The sequence below is a fragment of the Rhizobium sp. CBN3 genome, assembly GCF_030518245.1.
Classification (GTDB): domain Bacteria; phylum Pseudomonadota; class Alphaproteobacteria; order Rhizobiales; family Rhizobiaceae; genus Rhizobium; species Rhizobium aethiopicum_A.
In genome coordinates this window covers 33088-49360 of record NZ_JAULSE010000010.1, presented here as the reverse complement: position 1 = coordinate 49360, position 16273 = coordinate 33088, and the positions used below count along the sequence as shown (strand labels likewise).

The following is a 16273-nucleotide window of genomic DNA, read 5'->3' as shown; positions in this document are numbered from 1 at the left end:
AGAATTTAGTCCCCTGATACCCGGAAGCGAGTGCCGTTCCCCCTTGGGCGGAATGATGCAGGAATTGGGAAAAGCCACGCGCGGCACGCTGCCGGCGTCGTGCTCATAGAAACGAACGGCGTCTGGGCACGGCCGCCACGACATGAAGGTAGGAAGACATGCAGGTTATCGAAACGCTCGCTGAAGGGCTGAAGCGCGAAATCAAGGTCGTTATCCCGGCCAAGGACATGGAAGACAAGATGAATGAGCGTCTTGCCGATGTGAAGGACAAGGTCCGCATCAACGGCTTCCGTCCGGGCAAGGTCCCCGCTGCTCACCTGAAGAAGGTTTACGGCAAGTCGATCATGGCCGATCTCGTCAACGAGATCGTCCGCGAACAGCCCGCCGCCATCCTGTCCAGCCGCGGCGAAAAGTCGGCCACCCAGCCGGAAATCGCCATGACCGAAGACAAGGACGAGGCCGACAAGATCCTCACCGCCCAGCAGGATTTCGAGTTCACGCTCTCCTACGAAGTGTTGCCGCCGATCGAATTGAAGTCTGTCAAGGGCATCAAGGTCACGCGCGAAGTCATCGACATCTCGGATGACGAAGTCAACGAACAGGTCTTGAAGGTCGCCGAAAGCGCCCGTTCCTACGAGAGCAAGACCGGCAAGGCTGCCAACGGCGACCGCGTCACCATGGATTATGTCGGCAAGGTCGATGGTGAAGCCTTCGAAGGCGGCACCGATCAGGGCGCCGAACTGGTGATCGGCTCCGGCCGCTTCATCCCGGGCTTCGAAGACCAGCTCGTCGGCGTCAAGGCTGGCGAAGAGAAGACCATCACCGTGACCTTCCCGGCTGACTATCCGGCCAAGAACCTTGCCGGCAAGGAAGCGACTTTCGACATCACGGTCAAGGACGTCGCAGCCCCCGGCGCTGTCGAAATCAACGACGAACTCGCCTCCAAGCTCGGCATCGAATCCGCCGATCGCCTGAAGGAAATCGTCCGTGGCCAGATCGAATCGCAGTACGGCTCGCTGACCCGTCAGAAGCTGAAGCGTCAGATCCTCGACCAGCTTGACGAGATGTACAAGTTCGAGACCCCGGCTTCGCTCGTCGATGCCGAGTACAACGGCATCTGGAGCCAGGTGAACAACGACCTCGCTCAGTCAGGCAAGACCTTCGAGGACGAAGACACGACCGAAGAGAAGGCGCGTGAGGAATACAAGACGCTTGCAGAGCGTCGCGTCCGCCTTGGTCTCGTTCTCTCCGAAATCGGCGAAAAGGCCGGCGTCGAAGTCACCGAAGACGAGATGCAGCGCGCGATCTACGATCAGCTGCGCCAGTATCCGGGTCAGGAAAAGCAGATCCTCGAATTCTTCCGCAGCCAGCCGGGTGCCGCCGCTTCGATCCGCGCCCCGATCTTCGAAGAGAAGGTCATCGATCACCTGCTGACCGAAATCGACGTCACCGACAAGAAGGTGACGAAGGAAGAACTGCTCGCCGAGGAAGAAGGCGAAGCCAAGGCTGAAACCAAGAAGGCCGCTCCGAAGAAGAAGGCCGCCGCCAAGGCTGAAGCTGCTGATGCCGGCGAAGGCGATGAAGCTGCTCCGAAGAAGAAGGCCGCTCCGAAGAAGAAGGCGGCTGACGAAAGCGCCGAATAATCGCTTTTCAGTTCTGAAGTTTGCAAAGGCCCCGCCATCGTGCGGGGCTTTTCTGTTTTCGGGTCATCCGGACGGGGTACTCGACGCCGTCTTCATCATGGTGTTATCTTCGCCAGCAACAACACATAGTTGAGCACTGTCATCCGCGCGGATTTTGCTGGCGCATGTCGCCCGGGATCACGACATCATAAAAACCAAGAGCTTTGGGTAGTGGAGGACCTGAAAATGACCGCGAAGAACGACATGAAGATGCTGGTGGAGGAAATATATTCTGTGCGAGACCGTGGTGATATCGAGGGTACGCTTGCGCTGTTCGGCGAGGATTGCACCTTTCGCATGGTCGGCAATGCACGACTGGCGCCTTTGACCACCGAATCGAGCGGGCATGACTTTCGCCAAACGATAACGCAGCTTATCGCGGCATGGGATCTATCTAAGGTTAGGACGACCGGCATCTATGTGGACGAGGATGAGCAGATGGTCTTTGCCCATCGTGAAGGCGAGGTAAGACACATCCCATCGGGCGTAACCTTCTCTACGGAATTCGTCGACAAGATCCATTTCCATGATGGCAAACCGGTCAAGATCGTCGAATTCGTCGACACCCTGCAAGTGGCCGAGACGAGCCGGATGATCCAAATCGCATAGAGCGTGACGCCGCAATCGTGTGAGCGGTTTGGCTGGGTTCCAGCGGAACGAATGTCAAAAGCCTCCGAGCTTCGACTTTGATGGTATCAATCATCTCCGGCCGATAGGGCGTCGGCCGCTATTGCAAGAATCGCCGCTCAATGCCCCGTCAGTTGCGCGACTTTCCTGACATGACTGACGGCTGCGGTTCCGCCGGATGTTTTGGTGAACAGGCTGAGCGTCTCTTCCTCATCATCGGCGACCGGCGTCAGCGCCTGATCCATATAGCTCTTCGATTTCGCATCCCTCGAGATCAGGAACGCCGAGATCGTCAGGCCGATGATCGTGCCGGCGAGTGAAGCATGTTTGCGGACGGTTTCCCACGCAAAGCGCGGCCAGAAGAGCAGCGGATGTTCGCGCGGGAGTTCCGGACGCCGCTCCGACGGCGTCTTCAGGCGAAAGAGGCCGCTCTGCAGCGGATGCACGTTTTCCAGCGGCACCGTGGTTGCGAACGAGACGAGAACCTTGACGAGCCTTGCCAGCGGCACCCCGGTCGCCACGGCGCGGCGCAGCAGCGTCTTCATATGATGAGGCGAATAATAGAGCGACCAGGCCTCATGGTAGATGTCTTCCCACTCCTGCTTGCTCATCTTGGGATGGGCGGTACAGACATGCTCGACATCGTAGATGTTGAGATCGTCGTTCATCTCGACACCCTTCTTCCAGAGAACCTGATGGTCCTCGGAACCGGGCAGCGGCGTCAGGATGAAGAATTCGATCACGTCGAGCGGCAGCTCTTCCTGGATGATCGCGATGTCGCGGCGGATCGATTCCGGCGTATCGGCAGGGAAGCCCAGAATATAGCCGGCAAGCGTCATGATACCTTGCGCCTTCCAAGCGAGCAGCATCTTGCGATATTCGGTGATCTTGTTCTGGTTCTTCTTGGCGGCGGTCAGATTATCCGGATTGACGTTTTCGAGACCGATGAAGACGCGGGTGACGCCGGCGCGCTTAGACTTTTCGATGAAATTGGGGATCTTGTGACAGAGCGTGTCGACCTGGATCATCAGGCCGAGCGGAATGCCGTCCCGCTCCTTGAGCTCGATCAAGCGGTCGAAGATCGCCTCCCAGTCCTTGTTGCGGGCGAAATTATCGTCGGTAATGAAGAACTTGTGGATGCCCTGCGCCCAGTTCATCCGCACCAGCTTTTCGACGTCGTCGGCCGAGCGGAAGCGCGATTTGCGCCCTTGCACGTTGATGATGGTGCAGAAGGAGCACTGGTAGGGACAGCCGCGTCCGGCATCGAAGCTGGTGCTGAGGCCGAGCGTTCGCTGGATGTTGTCCTTCGGCAGGAAAGGAACCGGCGTGCCGCCGATGCCGGGAAGGTCGTTCATGAAATTATAAAGCGGCTTCAGCTCGCCGGTGGCGGCATCCCGCAGCACCATGTCCAGCCGCCCCTCGGCCTCGCCGGCAAACATCGAGATGCCCATCTCGCGGCAGGCATCGAGCCCGACCGCCGTGCCGTCGAGCATCGACAGGCAGCCGGACACATGGAAGCCGCCCATCGAGACCGGCAGGCCGGCATTGCGGAAGGGGCGGGCAATATCGAGGGCGCGCGGATATTGGTTGGACTGGACGCCGACCAGCGCGACCATGCCGAAATTGCCGTGGCGCCTGAACTGGGCGAGCAGCCCGGCAAAATCGATTCGCGTATTGGTTTCATCGATCACGGTAATGTCGATCGCGGTATCCGGCCCGAGCACCTTGCGCTCGGCGCATTCGGCAGCGATGCCGTATATGGCCGCGAGCGAATTGGAAGGGATCATCGCCCGCCACCAGCGGATGACGTAGCCGTCATCGTCATAATGCGACGGCTTGATCAGGATCAGCTGAAAACGTCGGCGCGCAGCTTCCAAGACATGGGACAAGAGTATCTATCTTTCTTCAGAAGCTTTTGCCGGAGGCAAAATGGAGTTGAAGGCACATATCATGCATGGCGTATCAATGCGACTTATGAGGGTTTGAACCAAGGCCTAAAAACGGCGCTGCGCGCGAAACGCTCCGCGCAGCGTATCAATCTTCAATATACTACCCGATATCGAGCAGCAATGCGCGGTGGTCGGAGACCTCGGGCGCTTCGACCACTTCGAATTTGGCAATGTTCACCCCCGGTGTCACCAGCATGTAGTCGGCAAAGCGGCCCTGCTTCAGATAGTAGGAGGTTCGTGTGTCGACAAGGTCGTTTCCGGTGACGAGGTCGGAAAGCCCGAGTCCAGCGAGAATCGCAAAGGTTGCGCTCTCAGGCAAAACGTTGAAATCGCCGCAGACGACGAGCCCTTCGTCGCCGGGCCAGACTCGCTCGATGAGCCGGACCAGCGCTGCAGCCTGCTCCTGGCGCGCTACCGTATCGCCTTTGCCGGCGGGATCGCGTAGGCCATGCATGTGGGCGATCGTCACGCTGCGGCTCTGCTCATGGCTGAAGAGGCGTACGCAATGGGCGTTTCTTGGTCTTGGATGTTGACCCCAGCCATCGGCGGAAAAACTGCCATGCACGAACTCCAGCCCCTCGGCGATAATAGAATGCGATTTGCGGACGAAGGTCGCCAACCCGAATTCCGCGACAATGGCGGCGTCGTCATCGAAAAGCTCACCTCGCGATGTCGGGCAGAAGAAGGCGTCGTGGCCGGGCAGGGCGGCGCTGATCTCGTAAAACAGGTTGGCACGCTGCGGCAGTTCCAGCCCCGCATCTCGGTATATCGACCATCCGCTATCCGCATTCGGCGCCCGCAGCACTTCCTGCAGGCACAGCACATCAGGGTCGGCCTGCTTGACATAGGCGATCAGGGCCTCGTGCAGTCGGCCGCCCCATGCATTCAGCGAAATGATGCGCAAGCTCCCGGCTCCATCCTAGTTGGCGGAATCAGATGGTGGCGCCGCCGTCGGGCTTTCAGAGTTCCGATTTGATGTCGCCCATCCTGTTCCAGGCGTCGAGGCCGGCGATCTTGTACGCTTCGGCGAGCGTCGGATAGTTGAAGGTGTTTTCGACAAAATATTCAACCGTGCCCTTCAGGTTGAGCACCGCCTGACCGATGTGCACCAGCTCGGTGGCGCCTTCGCCGACGATATGCACGCCGAGCAGTCGGCGGGTTTTCAGCGAGAAGATCAGCTTCAGAAGCCCGGTATCGAGGCCCATGATATGGCCGCGCGAGGTTTCGCGGAAGCGGGCAATGCCGCATTCATAGGCGATGCCGCGCTCCTTCATTTCCTCTTCGGTCAGGCCGCAGGTCGAGATCTCCGGCACCGCATAGATGCCGTAGGGGAAATATTTCTGCGGCTCCTTGGCGACCGCGCCGATCGCCACACGCGCGGCGATGCGGCCCTGTTCCATCGAGGTCGAGGCAAGGCTCGGGAAGCCGACGACGTCACCGGCGGCGTAGACATTCGGCACAGAGGTCTGGAAGGTCTCCGGATTGACCTTGAGACGGCCACGGCTGTCGGCCTCCAGTCCAATGGCGGGAAGGTTTAACGCGTCGGTCGCTCCCATGCGTCCGGCGGCAAAGAGCACCATGTCGGTCACCAGATGACGGCCGTTGTCGAGCGTCAGCTGGACCTTGCCGCTATCGAGCCGCTCGACCTTCTCGGCTTTCGTGCCAAGCAGCAGCTTCATATTGCGGTCGCGCAGCTGATAGGTGAAATCCTCGACGATTTCCTTGTCGATAAAGTCGAGCATGGTCGACTTTGGATCGATCACCGTCACTGCAGTATCAAGGGCCGAGAAGATCGTCGCATATTCGATGCCGATAACCCCGGCGCCGATGACAACCATGGTGCGCGGCAGCTCTTCGATATCAAGCAGCTCGTCACTGTCGAGCACGGTCTTGCCATCGAATGGCATGTAATCCGGGCGGAAAGGTTTCGTGCCCACCGCAAGCAGAATGCTGGCGCCGTTCACCGTCAGCGCTTCGCCGTCATCCTTGATGACCTGCAAGGTGGTGGAATCGACGAAACTCGCCTTGCCGCGCATGTGGTGGACACGGTTTCGGGCGAACTGATGCTCGAGCACTTCCACTTCATGGTTGAGGGTAATCAGCAGGCGGCGACGCAGGTCTTCCGCACTGATCTCCTGCTTGACGCGGTAGGATCGCCCATAGAAGCCGCGCTCGCGCCAGCCGGAGAGATTGAGCGCGGTCTCGCGCAGCGTCTTCGAAGGGATGGTGCCGGTATGGACGGACACTCCTCCGACGCGCTTGCCCTGTTCGATGACAAGCACTTTCTTGCCGAGTTTCGCAGCCTGGATCGCGCCGCGGCGCCCTGCGGGACCGCTACCCACTACAACGAGATCGTACTGAAACATCCTCTAGCCTCGGATTGGAAATGGAATCATTTGCGACAAAAATGTCGCTCCTCTATCGGTAGCCGGTCAATGTTACAGATTGTTTTACGGCTGCCGATTCAGCCGGACCTGTGCTTTTCAGATCAGCTTCGGCCCTTTCAGGCTCACATGGCCGTCCTTGCCGATGATGATGGGGTCGTGGACAGTGATATCAAGTGCCATCGCCGCGTCGGTGATCACCTTCGTCATATCGATGTCAGCGCGCGACGGTTGTTCATGCCCGAGTGATGTAGTCCGTGGAAATATCGGTCACACTGGTGACCCCGAGCAACGCCATATTGCTATGCAGTTCCGTCTTCAGGATATCCGCCGCTCTGCGCACGCCCGGTAACCCCGCGACGGCTGCAGCATAGAGGAACGGTCTGCCCACGAATACGAAAGAGGCGCCGAGCGCGAGGGCCTTCATGACATCCGTTCCACGCCGGATGCCGCCGTCGATCATGACGGCAATGCTGTCTCCAACACGTGCCGCAATCTCCGGAAGGGCCTGAAGGGGAGATGCGGTGCCGTCGAGCTGGCGGCCGCCATGATTGGAGACGATCACTCCATCCGCCCCGGTATCTGCAGCCCGTGCCGCGTCTTCAGGATGCATGATCCCCTTGACCACGAGCTTGCCGGCCCAGCGCTTCCGTATCCGTTCCAGGTGACTCCAGTTGAGATGGTCACGCTTGCCGAAATCGCGCGTGACGTTCGAGGAGATGATCGGCGCCCCTCTTGTCGCGTAGGAATTTTCAAAATGCGGAATGCCGTGCCGGACGATCGTGCGCAGGAATGTACCGGTTGTCCAGCGGGGATGCGAGATGCCCTGCCATGCCAAGCGGAGCCCGGGACGCAAAGGCGTCGAAAACCCCGCCCTTACATTATTCTCGCGATTGGGCAGCGTGGCCGTATCCACGGTCAGCAGAAGTGTGCCGATGCCGGCGGCAGCGACCCGATCGATGAGAGCGTCGATACGGTCGGGTTCTCCGGGGAGATAGGCCTGAAACCATGCCTGTGGCGAAACCGCAGCGATCTCTTCCAGGGGAATGAGTGACGAACCGCTTATGATCATCGGGATTCCCGATTGGTCCGCGCCTTGCGCGAGCACGATGTCGCCCCGATAAGCCATCAGCGCGCTGATCCCCATCGGCGCGATGCCGAACGGTGCGGCATGGGTCTTGCCGAAGAGGCTCGTCTCGGTGCTGCGCCTCGAGACGTCGCGAAGTACACGAGGCCGAAAGGCATAGGCCTGGAAGGCTTCTGCGTTATGCCGCAGCGACGCGTTGGTCTCGGTCGCGCCGGCGATATAACCGAACAGAGGCTTTGGCAGATGTCGCCGTGCCCGCATTTCAAAGTCATCGAGGCAGAGCGCATCGCGGCAGAGCCTGGTCGATCGATCGGTGTTACCGCTGGAGATCGTCATGAAGCTTTATCTTCTCGGTATTTCGGGCGGGTATTATTCAGCGTAGCGGCGCAGGATTGCATAGAATCCCGCGCCGGCGACTGCTGTCAACTGAAGCTTTCCGCCAGTCTTCGCGCGCTTCGCATGCTTGCCTGCGACCTCTCCGGATCGAGGGCAGAATGAGCGTCAGCAGCATGCCGCCTGATCGTCTCCGTGCAGGGCTTGGGGCCGGGCAAGGTTGGGCGCTGGTTGTGTGGTCGCGCCTCAACGTAGCGGGATTACATCAACTTCAGCCCCTTCAGGCTGACATGGCCGTCCTTGCCGATGATGATGTGGTCGTGCACGGTGATGTCGAGCGCCTTGGCTGCCTCGACGATCACCTTCGTCATGTCGATGTCGGCGCGTGAGGGCGTCGGGTCGCCGGACGGGTGGTTGTGGACGAGGATGATCGCCGTTGCCGATAGTTCGAGCGCGCGTTTGACCACCTCGCGGGGATAGACCGGCGTATGGTCGACCGTGCCGCGGCCCTGCACCTCGTCGGCGATCAGCACGTTGCGCTTGTCGAGGAACAGTATGCGGAATTGTTCGCGTGTCTCGTGCGCCATGGCGGCGTGGCAATACTGGATAACCGAGGACCAGGAGGAGAGAACCTGTTTGCTTCTGATCTCGCTCTTCAGAGTCCGGTGAGCCACGGTTGCGATCAATTTGAGGTCGAGGGCGACATTCTCGCCGACGCCCTTCACCTCCGTCAGGAGACCAGCCGGCGCGCCAAAGACGCCGGCGAGAGAGCCGAATCGTTCGATGAGCGCCTTGGCGATCGGCTTGGTGTCGCGTCGCGGGATCAGCCGGAAGAGCAAGAGCTCGAGGATCTCGTAATCGGCAAGCGCCGTATCGCCCAGCTCGCGGAAGCGGTCACGCAGCCGCTCGCGATGGCCGTGATAATGTTCCGGCCCGGAAAGCGAGGCGGGTAGGGCGGTCCGGGCGTTTGGCAAGGCTGGTTTTTGCGGCCGACCGCCGAAGAACGAGCGTTCGTCGGCAACAGGCTCTTCAGTCTCGAAAGGCAGCTTGTCGTCGGAAGATGTCGCAACAGGCCGCTTCGCCATCAGATCGTCACCTGGCAAGTGGCGCCAGTCCGGGCCGGTCGAGGCCACCCGGTGACAGCGTAAAGATTTCGCAGCCTTCGGCGGTGACGCCGACCGTGTGTTCATACTGCGCCGAAAGCGAGCGGTCGCGGGTCACGGCCGTCCAGCCGTCGGCGAGCACCTTCACATGCGGCCGGCCGAGATTGATCATCGGCTCGATGGTGAAGATCATGCCTTCGCGCAGCTCCGGCCCTTCATTGGCGCGGCCATAATGCAGGATGTTCGGCGAATCGTGGAACAGCCGGCCGACGCCGTGGCCGCAGAAATCGCGCACCACCGAACAGCGCTCGGCCTCCGCATAGGCCTGGATCGCCTCGCCGATCGCGCCGGTGCGGGCGCCGGGCCTGACGGCTGATATGCCGCGCATCAGTGATTCATAAGTGACCTCGAGCAGCCGCTCGGCGGCGCGCTTGATCGTGCCGACCGGATACATCCGGCTCGAATCGCCATGCCAGCCGTCGAGCACGAAGGTAACGTCGATATTGACGATATCGCCTTCGCGCAGCGGCTTGTCGTTTGGAATGCCGTGGCAGACGACATGATTGATCGAGGTGCAGGTGGATTTGGTATAGCCGCGATAATTCAGCGTCGCGGGAAAGGCGCCGTGATCCATGCCGAAATCGAATACGAATCGGTCGATCTCGTCGGTAAGCAGGCCGGGCCTGACGATATCGGCAAGCGCATCGAGGCAGCGTGCGGTCAGCTGGCAAGCCCTGCGCATGCCTTCGAACGCCTGCGCATCATAAAGCCGGATGGCGCCCGTATTCTTCGGCGGCGCGGAGGAGGCTTCGATATAATTCACCATTGCAGGGCCTTAGCGGAGATTGTTAGATTTGTTCATAATGCAGCTATGCCGGGTTCGTCCATCGCGATCAACCGTCGGGGCGAGATTTCTGAAAGGATTCGCGCCGTCTTCCGCGCCCATCCGACGCCGGATTCTGAGTGCTGGAGGAAATATCCACAATCTTCCCAAGGAGATAGGATTGATCGGATAAGGGCTCCCCGCTACTCACCGATTGGTGACAGCGGGGAAGGGTCGGTCATGCTGAATGAAGCTGAAAATCTTGATAATTCGCTTGGGGTCGGCGCGGAGCCGGAACGGCGCGTGCGCGATCGCGGCGCCACCGAGCGCGCCATCCTTGCCGCCGCCAAGAGCCTGCTGGCCGAGGAGGGCTTCCAGAATTTCGGTATCAATGCGGTCGCCCGCCGCGCCGGCTGCGACAAGCAGCTGATCTATCGCTACTATGGCGGCCTTGACGGTTTGGTCGAGGCGATCGGCGCGGATCTCGGCACGTGGGTGAGGGATCGCATCCCGGAAGACGGCGGCGGCATGTTCATGCTCACCTATGGCGATCTGATGGAGCGGCTGGCGCTTCTGCTGCTCGACGCCTTGAGAAATGATCCGCTGATGCGCCGCATCCTCGCCTGGGAAGTATCGGAAAACACCGAGCAGGTGAGGCGGTTGTCCGAGGCCCGTTCGAAGGCTCTCGCCCTTTGGCAGGATCGCATGCGCGGTTCGCTGGCGCCGCCGAAGGGCGTGGATGCGGCAGCCGTCAATGCCGTCGTCATCGCGGCGATCCAGCACCTCGTGCTGTCCGGCGCAGCCGGCGGCCAGTGCGCCGGCCTGTCGCTGAAGACATCAAAGGACTGGGAGAAGGCAGCGACGGCACTGAAGCGTCTCGTGCGCGGCGTCTACGGCTGACACTCCTTCATCCACAGGGAGGCGCCGCAGTGTTAACCTTAACGAATGGTTTACGTTGCGTGGGGCCGGTTAACCCGACAGTGTGGCGGAGAGCAGAGATGATACGAGTGAGAACCTGCGAGTTGACGCCCATGGGAAGCAAGATCGCCAAAGCCGCAATTCTGGTGACGGCAATGATGTTCTTCGCAGTCCTGGCGCTGGATATTGCAGTTCCGGCGCTGGTGCTTTGCATCATGGCATTGTCGACCTGGCTGGTTTCGCTCGATCTGCCCGTTGCCCACAAGGGAGGAGAAGCCGCATGAAGTGGTTTCTAGTCTTCTGGGCCGGTCCTATCGTCTTTCTGGGCGCATGGTACTGGCTCTCCTATTACGACATGAATTTCGGCATCTTCATGCTGACACGGCAGGTCCATGACCTGACCTTCGCGATTTATGGCGAAGCCCTCGGTATTCCGCCGGAAACCATCCCGCCGCTCGTTGCTCGCGCCATTGCGGCGGACAGTCTCGTCGTCTTCGCCATCCTGGGCTTCAGAAAGCGGAAGTCGATCGCCGCCTGGTGGCAGGCGCGTCAGGCGCTGAATTCGTCTCCCGCAGACCTTGTCAGCGAGGACAGCCTGTCGAGCGCGCCCTGAAGGATGAAGCTTGCCGCGGCCGAATCGATCCGTTCGGCCCGCTTGGCGCGCGAGACGTCCATTTCGATGAGGGTCCGTTCGGCCGCCACCGTCGAAAGCCGCTCGTCCCAATAGACGAAGGGCAGCGCCGTCTTCTGTTCCATGTTGCGCACGAAGGCGCGTGTCGCCTGCACCCGCGGACCCGCCGATCCGTCCATATTCATCGGCAGGCCGATGATGAAGGCTGCGACCTTTTCGGCTGCCGCAAAGTCCAGCAGCGCCTGCGCATCGATGGTGAACTTGACGCGCCGGATCACCGGACGCGGCGTGGCGAAACGCCGGCCGAGATCGGACATCGAAAGCCCGATCGTTTTGGTGCCGAGATCGAGCCCGGCGATCGCCTGCCCGGGGGCGAGGGTTTCAGCCATTTCCTCGATCGTCAGCACCGTCATTGCCGTTTCATCCCGTCAAAAGAAATTGAAGCCGCCGCCGCTTTCCTTTGCCGGGGCATGAGATATGTCCTTACCATCGAAATCAGATTTTGCATCACGTAAGGAGAGATTTCATGAAGATCACCTGGCTTGGCCATTCCGCCTTCCGCATCGAGACATCAAAGGCGAAGATCCTGCTCGATCCCTTCCTCAGCCATAACGCCTCCTTTTCCGGCCAGGACATCAAGGATGTGTCTGTAGGCATCACGCATATCCTGCTGACCCATGGCCATGGCGACCATGTCGGCGATACCGTGGCGCTTGCCAAGGAAACCGGCGCCGTCGTTCTTGCGAATGCCGATCTCGCCGCTTGGCTCGGCTCCAAGGGCGTCGGGAGGGTCGAGATGGGCAATACCGGCGGCACGGTCACGTTCGGCGGCTTCTCCGCGACCTTCACCAATGCGCTGCATTCCTCGGCCCAGATCACCGAGGACGGCGTCTCGCATGCGCTCGGCAACGCCAATGGGCTGATGCTGCATTTTGACGACGAAGCCTCGATCTTCGCCATGGGCGACACCGACATCTTCTCCGACATGGCGCTGATCAACGAGTTGCACCAGCCCGATATCGGCTTCGTGCCGATCGGCGATCGCTTCACCATGGGCGGCGCGGTGGCGGCACTCGCCTGCCAGCGCTATTTCAGCTTCAAGACCGCGATCCCCTGCCATTACGGCACCTTCCCGATCATCGACCAGACGGCCGATAAATTCGTTGCCGGCATGGAGGGATCGAAGACTGAGGCGAGGGCGCTTAAGCCTGCCGAGAGCCTGTCGATCTGACGAAACCCCGTTGCACCGGGCGGACATGGCCTTTATAGCGGGTGGGAAAAATCCTATCCGGAGAATGCCATGTCCGTCGATCTTGCCACCGTGAAGCGCGTCGCCAAACTTGCCCGTATTGCCGTCTCCGAGGATGAGGCAAATCGCATGGTCGGCGAGTTGAACGGCATCCTCGGCTTCGTCGAGCAGCTCTCCGAAGTCAATGTCGATGGCGTCGAGGCGATGACGTCGGTGACGCCGATGGCGATGAAAAAGCGGGCCGACGAGGTGACCGACGGCAACAAGGCCGCCGATATCGTCGCCAATGCGCCGGTCACCGACCATAATTTTTTCCTGGTGCCGAAAGTCGTCGAATAAGGCGTCGAAAGCCTCTTTCCGACCCTGTTGCCATTTTCAAGACCTGAAGCGAAAACAAAGATGAGCGAACTCACCAGTCTGACCATTGCCGAAGCCCGCGAGAAGCTGCGCGCCAAGGAAATCACCGCGCTCGAACTGACCGAAGCCTATATCGCGGCAATTGACGCGGCCAACGACCGGCTGAACGCCTATGTCAAGGTGACGCCGGATCTCGCCCGCCTCATGGCCAGGAAGTCCGACGAGCGGATTGCAGCCGGCACGGCGGGCGAGCTCGAAGGCATTCCGCTCGGCATCAAGGATCTGTTTGCAACCGTCGGCGTCCACACCCAAGCCTGTAGCCATATCCTCGATCGTTTCGAGCCGCGTTATGAATCGACCGTCACTCAGAACCTCTGGGACGATGGCGCCGTCATGCTCGGCAAGCTGAACATGGACGAGTTCGCCATGGGCTCGTCCAACGAGACGTCCTATTACGGCCCGGTGATCAATCCCTGGCGTGCGTCGGGCTCCAACCAGCAACTCGTTCCAGGCGGCTCCTCCGGCGGCTCGGCCGCTGCTGTTGCCGCCCATCTTTGCGCCGGCGCCACAGCGACCGATACCGGCGGCTCAATCCGCCAGCCGGCCGCCTTCACCGGCACCGTCGGCATCAAGCCGACCTATGGCCGCTGCTCGCGCTGGGGCACCGTCGCCTTTGCCTCCTCGCTCGACCAGGCAGGCCCGATTGCCCGTGATGTGCGCGATGCCGCTATCCTGCTGAAGTCGATGGCAAGCGTCGACGCCAAGGACACCACGTCTGTTGATCTGCCGGTGCCCGATTATGAGGCCGTCCTCGGCCAGTCGCTGAAGGGCATGAAGATCGGCATTCCGAATGAATACCGCGTCGACGGCATGCCTGAGGAGATTGAGACCCTCTGGCGCCACGGCATCGCCTGGCTGAAGGATGCCGGCGCCGAGATCGTCGATATCTCCCTGCCGCACACCAAATACGCGCTTCCGGCCTATTACATCGTCGCGCCTGCCGAGGCGTCCTCGAACCTCGCGCGATACGACGGCGTGCGCTACGGCCTGCGTGTCGACGGCAAGGATATCGTCGACATGTACGAAAAGACGCGCGCCGCAGGTTTCGGCCAGGAAGTCAAGCGCCGCATCATGATCGGCACCTATGTGCTGTCGGCCGGCTACTACGACGCTTATTACATCCGCGCCCAGAAGGTCCGCACACTGATCAAACGCGATTTCGAACTGGCCTTCGATGCGGGCGTCGACGCCATCCTGACGCCGGCGACGCCGTCCTCCGCCTTCGGCGTTGCTGACGAAAACCTCGCGGCCGATCCGGTGAAGATGTACCTGAACGACATCTTCACGGTGACGGTCAACATGGCGGGCCTGCCCGGCATCGCCGTGCCTGCCGGCCTCGACCATAAGGGCCTGCCGCTTGGCCTGCAGCTCATCGGCAAGGCCTTCGACGAGGAGACCCTCTTCAAGACCGCCTACGTCATCGAACAGGCCGCCGGCAAATTTACGCCGGCCAAGTGGTGGTAACGGGTCTCACGATCCGAAAGATGACCTCCGCCGACCGAGAAACGGTCGGAGCCGTCGGCTTCGCCGCACGGGCCGCAGCCGACGCCTTCGACGAGAATTATCGCGACCCTGATGTGATTGCCAAAGTGCAGCATGAGTTCGCCGTCTTTCCCAAAGACACGAAAGGCGAGATCTTCGTTGCTGAAATAGGTGGTGAGATCGTCGGGTGGGGCGCACGTGAAGGCGAACCCAACTATGTGTCCGATCTCTGGGTGAATCCCGATCATCAGCGTAAGGGGGGGGGGCGAGGCTCTGCTGTCGTATCTGTGCGAGTTGATGACGGCTGAAGGACTGACGACCGCCCGGATCGACACCCATGCCAGGAACATAGGCGCGATCCGGCTTTACAAACGGTGCGGTTTCACCATCATCTGGCACGGTATCGAATTCTCCAGGAGCATGGGCGTCCCGCTCGAAAAGGTGCACCTGGAGAAGCAGCTAGGCTGAGCAATAGCCGAAACTGGGAGGGCGACATGGCAGGCAATGATCTTGTGCGCCTGATCGAGGCAATCGATCACCTTGCCGCCGGCGGCTTCGCGATGGGCGCGGATTGGCAGGCAGTTCACGATATCTGTCAGCGCCACGAAGGCGAACAGCCGTTCGACTGGGGCCACGCCCTCTGCCATCGCATCGAGGGCGACGACTGGAATGCCGACTACTGGTATCGCCGCGCCGGCAAGATGCGCGGCACGGGCACGATCGCCGACGAGTGGGCGGCGATGCGGGCGGAATTGTCTGCAAAGGCTTGAGCTTTGCCCTGACCGCGCCGGTTTAAGGCGCGGCCAGAGTGAGTTGGTCGCCGACCTATCTATTGTCCAGCTGCGACCTGACAGCCCCCCGGCCGCGATGGGCTCCTTGTCTCCCGCGTCAAAGGATGCGCTGCAGCCGACAGTCTTCAACCTGCCAAGGCTGTTGTGCAAATTCTTTTGAGAAGTACGGTTTGGCCAGAAATGCTGGATTGATGAACGTGATCAACAGCATCTCAACTGCATATGCTGGAGCAAAGCAACGTGGGCCGATCTGTTGAAACAAGTTGGCTATCCGGGGTACTAAAATGGCGATGCTGAGAATCGGCGATATTATCGAGATCAACACCGCGAAAGGATTGGCTTACGCGCATTACGCGCACAAGCATAAGCAATATGGTGCGTTGCTTCGGGTATTTGGGAATTTTTTTGATGATCGGCCCGACAGCTTTGCCGATTTAGCAAACAGCCGGCCAGTGTTTATGTGTTTCTTTCCGCTAAGCGCAGCGGTTGATCGAGGCATTGTGTCAATTGTTGACAATGTGCCGCTGCCATCTTACGCCACGAAATTCCCGACGTTCCGTGCCGGTGTTGTAGATCCGGCTACGCGGAAGGTGGGCGTGTGGTGGCTGTGGGACGGTGAAAAGGAATGGCTGATCGGGCAGTTATCTGCTGAACAGCGTCAGCTGCCGATTCGTGGGGTGTGGAACGATACGTTGTTGGTCGAGCGAATTGAATCTGGTTGGACACCGGAAACAGATTCGGCGTGACATAGAGCTTTCATCCTTGGGGCGACTAGTTCGGAAAGATTGTCGGTTTCG

Annotated in this window: 18 protein-coding genes and 2 pseudogenes; 11 read left to right on the top strand and 9 right to left on the bottom strand. The window is 60.2% G+C overall.

Annotated elements, in window-relative coordinates:
* The first annotated feature begins 158 nt into the window (after window positions 1-158).
* Both tig and QWJ46_RS16415 read left to right on the top strand, forming a co-directional pair.
* A complete protein-coding gene (gene tig / locus QWJ46_RS16420) occupies window positions 159-1643 on the top strand; it encodes a trigger factor (protein ID WP_302752140.1) in 1485 nt (494 codons plus the stop codon).
* A gap of 225 nt (window positions 1644-1868) precedes the next feature.
* The gene (locus QWJ46_RS16415; RefSeq protein WP_302752139.1) at window positions 1869-2291 is read left to right on the top strand and encodes a nuclear transport factor 2 family protein; all 423 of its coding nucleotides are present in this window, start codon (window positions 1869-1871) and stop codon (window positions 2289-2291) included.
* Between the two features lie 137 nt (window positions 2292-2428).
* On the opposite strand, the gene QWJ46_RS16410 is transcribed toward QWJ46_RS16415, so the two are convergent.
* From QWJ46_RS16410 to map, 7 genes and pseudogenes are all read right to left on the bottom strand, one after another.
* Window positions 2429-4198, bottom strand: a complete 1770-nt coding sequence (locus QWJ46_RS16410) for a radical SAM protein (RefSeq protein ID WP_302752138.1) — start codon at window positions 4196-4198, stop codon at window positions 2429-2431.
* A gap of 160 nt (window positions 4199-4358) precedes the next feature.
* Complete coding sequence (locus tag QWJ46_RS16405) at window positions 4359-5162, bottom strand: endonuclease/exonuclease/phosphatase family protein (RefSeq protein WP_302752137.1); 804 nt, start codon at window positions 5160-5162, stop codon at window positions 4359-4361.
* 55 nt (window positions 5163-5217) lie between these two features.
* Entirely contained in the window at window positions 5218-6624 is a 1407-nt protein-coding gene (sthA, locus tag QWJ46_RS16400) for a Si-specific NAD(P)(+) transhydrogenase (protein WP_184452526.1), read from the bottom strand.
* Window positions 6625-6741: 117 nt separating this feature from the next.
* Window positions 6742-6873, bottom strand: a pseudogene (locus QWJ46_RS16395) (JAB domain-containing protein); the annotation flags it as partial.
* A gap of 4 nt (window positions 6874-6877) precedes the next feature.
* On the bottom strand, window positions 6878-8065 hold the full coding sequence (locus QWJ46_RS16390; RefSeq protein WP_302752136.1) for an alpha-hydroxy acid oxidase: 1188 nt from the start codon (window positions 8063-8065) through the stop codon (window positions 6878-6880).
* Between the two features lie 257 nt (window positions 8066-8322).
* Entirely contained in the window at window positions 8323-9147 is an 825-nt protein-coding gene (radC, locus tag QWJ46_RS16385; protein WP_302752135.1) for a DNA repair protein RadC, read from the bottom strand.
* Window positions 9148-9154: 7 nt separating this feature from the next.
* Window positions 9155-9991 (bottom strand): type I methionyl aminopeptidase, encoded by an 837-nt coding sequence (gene map, locus QWJ46_RS16380; protein WP_302752134.1) that lies wholly within the window; start codon window positions 9989-9991, stop codon window positions 9155-9157.
* A 237-nt stretch (window positions 9992-10228) separates the two neighbouring features.
* Between map and QWJ46_RS16375 the strand changes: the two genes are divergently transcribed.
* The 3 genes from QWJ46_RS16375 (at window position 10229) to QWJ46_RS16365 (ending at window position 11519) form a co-directional block, all read left to right on the top strand.
* The gene (locus QWJ46_RS16375) at window positions 10229-10888 is read left to right on the top strand and encodes a TetR/AcrR family transcriptional regulator (RefSeq protein ID WP_302752133.1); all 660 of its coding nucleotides are present in this window, start codon (window positions 10229-10231) and stop codon (window positions 10886-10888) included.
* Window positions 10889-10986: 98 nt separating this feature from the next.
* Entirely contained in the window at window positions 10987-11190 is a 204-nt protein-coding gene (locus tag QWJ46_RS16370; RefSeq protein WP_302752395.1) for a hypothetical protein, read from the top strand.
* Window positions 11187-11519 (top strand): DUF6105 family protein, encoded by a 333-nt coding sequence (locus tag QWJ46_RS16365; protein WP_302752132.1) that lies wholly within the window; start codon window positions 11187-11189, stop codon window positions 11517-11519. Before QWJ46_RS16370 ends, QWJ46_RS16365 begins: the two co-directional genes overlap by 4 nt.
* Here the strand turns inward: QWJ46_RS16365 and ruvX are convergent.
* Complete coding sequence (ruvX, locus tag QWJ46_RS16360; protein WP_302752131.1) at window positions 11456-11950, bottom strand: Holliday junction resolvase RuvX; 495 nt, start codon at window positions 11948-11950, stop codon at window positions 11456-11458. The two genes, QWJ46_RS16365 and ruvX, sit on opposite strands and share 64 nt — an antisense overlap.
* Window positions 11951-12063: 113 nt before the next feature.
* Between ruvX and QWJ46_RS16355 the strand changes: the two genes are divergently transcribed.
* The 5 genes and pseudogenes from QWJ46_RS16355 (at window position 12064) to QWJ46_RS16335 (ending at window position 15455) form a co-directional block, all read left to right on the top strand.
* Window positions 12064-12768 carry a metal-dependent hydrolase gene (locus QWJ46_RS16355; protein ID WP_302752130.1) on the top strand — a complete coding sequence of 235 codons (705 nt, stop codon included), beginning with the start codon at window positions 12064-12066 and terminating at the stop codon, window positions 12766-12768.
* Between the two features lie 69 nt (window positions 12769-12837).
* Window positions 12838-13125 (top strand): Asp-tRNA(Asn)/Glu-tRNA(Gln) amidotransferase subunit GatC, encoded by a 288-nt coding sequence (gene gatC / locus QWJ46_RS16350; protein ID WP_011425142.1) that lies wholly within the window; start codon window positions 12838-12840, stop codon window positions 13123-13125.
* 60 nt (window positions 13126-13185) lie between these two features.
* Window positions 13186-14667, top strand: a complete 1482-nt coding sequence (gene gatA, locus QWJ46_RS16345; RefSeq protein ID WP_302752129.1) for an Asp-tRNA(Asn)/Glu-tRNA(Gln) amidotransferase subunit GatA — start codon at window positions 13186-13188, stop codon at window positions 14665-14667.
* Between the two features lie 20 nt (window positions 14668-14687).
* Window positions 14688-15153: pseudogene (locus QWJ46_RS16340) on the top strand (N-acetyltransferase family protein).
* A gap of 26 nt (window positions 15154-15179) precedes the next feature.
* On the top strand, window positions 15180-15455 hold the full coding sequence (locus QWJ46_RS16335) for a hypothetical protein (protein WP_302752128.1): 276 nt from the start codon (window positions 15180-15182) through the stop codon (window positions 15453-15455).
* 118 nt (window positions 15456-15573) lie between these two features.
* Here QWJ46_RS16335 and QWJ46_RS16330 read toward each other — a convergent pair whose 3' ends face one another.
* Window positions 15574-15738, bottom strand: a complete 165-nt coding sequence (locus QWJ46_RS16330) for a hypothetical protein (RefSeq protein ID WP_221122832.1) — start codon at window positions 15736-15738, stop codon at window positions 15574-15576.
* 22 nt (window positions 15739-15760) lie between these two features.
* On the opposite strand from QWJ46_RS16330, the gene QWJ46_RS16325 reads away from it, so the two are divergent.
* Window positions 15761-16222, top strand: coding sequence for a hypothetical protein (locus tag QWJ46_RS16325; protein WP_302752127.1), 462 nt, complete (start codon window positions 15761-15763; stop codon window positions 16220-16222).
* Window positions 16223-16273: the final 51 nt, after the last annotated feature.